This window comes from Mesorhizobium sp. M8A.F.Ca.ET.021.01.1.1 (genome assembly GCF_003998025.1).
Taxonomy (GTDB): Bacteria; Pseudomonadota; Alphaproteobacteria; order Rhizobiales; family Rhizobiaceae; genus Mesorhizobium.
The window spans coordinates 1-1,648 of the sequence record NZ_RZSJ01000871.1; the positions used below are offsets into that span (position 1 = coordinate 1).

Consider the following 1,648-nt stretch of genomic DNA (forward strand, 5'->3'; position numbering starts at 1 on the left):
CGGTCACGCGGACCTGGACGCGCACGGTGTCGCCGGGCTGGAATTCGGGAAGCTTGCGCTTGGCTTCGATCTTGGCGGCCTGTTCGGCCTCGAGCTGACGGATGAGATCCATCTTGAAATCCACTTCTTGTTCTTCCGACAGTCAGAGCGCCCTACGCTTGCCTTGCCGTTCCATTGACCGCTCGGCTATGCCCTTTGTCTCCAAGACAATTGTCTTTAAAACATCGGACAGGGGCGACTACACCGTCATTGTTGACGGGTCCGGAAGATTGTTCTTGCCGGTACGGGCGGGCACATACAGCTATTTCGGCGCTTTGTCACGCCTTGGCCATGCATTTTTTGCCGGCATGGCTCCCGGCATGGCACCATCGTAATCCTGTCGTGCCGGGTTGCGCCGGTCCGGCAAGCTTCCTAAGCCAGAAATAGCACAGTTCTTCACGGCGGCCTTCCATGTCAGTCTTCGATGCCATCCTGCTCTTCCTGGCGGGCTTTCTGTCAGGCGCCGCCAACGCGGTCGCCGGCGGCGGCACCTTCATCACCTTTGGCGCCATGACATTGATCGGCGTGCCGCCGATCGTCGCCAACGCCACCTCCTCGGTAACGCAATTTCCCGGCTACATCACCTCGACGCTCGCCTACTGGGACGACATCAGGCACTTCTGGCGCGGCGCGCTGCTGCTCTGCCTGATCTCCGCCATCGGCGCCATGGCCGGCGCGCTGATTCTGCTCGCGCTCGACAATCCATCCTTTCGGGCATTGGTGCCATGGCTGCTTTTGGGCGCGACCGCGCTGTTTGCCGCCGGACCATGGCTGAAGCCGGCGCCGAAAGCCGGACACGAAGCGGCCGTGGGCTCGCTCGCCGGTTCGCTGGCGCAGTTCATCACCGCCATCTATGGCGGCTTCTTCGGCGCCGGCATGGGCGTGATGATGCTGGCAACGCTCGGTCTGACCCAGGCCGGCGACTACCACCGGCTGAACGCGCTGAAGAACATGCTGGCCGTGGTCATCGCGGCAGTCGCCATCGTCGTCTTCGTCTCGGGCGGTGTCGTCGCCTGGCCGCAGGCGATCGTCATGATCCCGGGCGGAGCGCTGGGCGGCTATGCCGGCGTCTGGATCGCCAAGCGCGTGCCGCAGAACGCGGTGCGCGGCTTCGTCGTCGCCGTCGGCCTGTTTCTGGCTTTTTACTATTTCACCAAGGGCTGAGCGCTCAAAAGATCGGGCCGCCTCTCCTTCGTCAGCCGCTCTGACTGGTCCCGCCGCCATTCGGCGATCTTCTTGTGATTTCCGGAGATCAGTACGTCCGGAATCGGCCTGCCCTCGAACTCTTGCGGCCGCGTGTAATGCGGATGTTCGAGCAGGCCGTTCTCGAAACTCTCTTCCTCGCCGGAGACCGCATTGCCCATCACGCCGGGCAACAGCCGCACCACCGCGTCGAGCAGCACGAGTGCTGCCGGTTCGCCGCCCGACAGGATGAAATCGCCGATCGAGACTTCCTCTAGGCCCCGCGCGTCGATCACCCGCTGGTCGACGCCTTCGAAGCGGCCACACAGGATGACAGCGCCCGGCCCGGCGGCGAGGCATGGTCGATCGCCTTCGCCAGCACATCGGCGCGCATCACCATGCCGGCGCCGCCGCCGGCATGGTGATG

General features: G+C 64.0%; 2 protein-coding genes and 1 pseudogene. 1 reads left to right on the forward strand and 2 read right to left on the reverse strand.

From position 1 onward, the window contains the following. Positions 1–112 (reverse strand): 50S ribosomal protein L19 (locus EOA36_RS34925; protein ID WP_127281191.1); only part of this gene is annotated, 112 nt, incomplete at its 3' end. Between the two features lie 338 nt (positions 113–450). Between EOA36_RS34925 and EOA36_RS34935 the strand changes: the two genes are divergently transcribed. Further along, complete coding sequence (locus tag EOA36_RS34935) at positions 451–1,203, forward strand: sulfite exporter TauE/SafE family protein (protein ID WP_127281190.1); 753 nt, start codon at positions 451–453, stop codon at positions 1,201–1,203. On the opposite strand, the pseudogene EOA36_RS34940 reads toward EOA36_RS34935, so the two are convergent. Beyond that, positions 1,185–1,648: pseudogene (locus EOA36_RS34940) on the reverse strand (tRNA (guanosine(37)-N1)-methyltransferase TrmD); the annotation flags it as partial. The gene EOA36_RS34935 and the pseudogene EOA36_RS34940 sit on opposite strands and share 19 nt — an antisense overlap.

Bases quoted from the DNA above. Each gene is read 5' to 3' on its own strand.
- EOA36_RS34935 (WP_127281190.1), top strand. From the start codon at position 451: ATGTCAGTCTTCGATGCCATCCTGCTCTTCCTGGCGGGCTTTCTGTCA.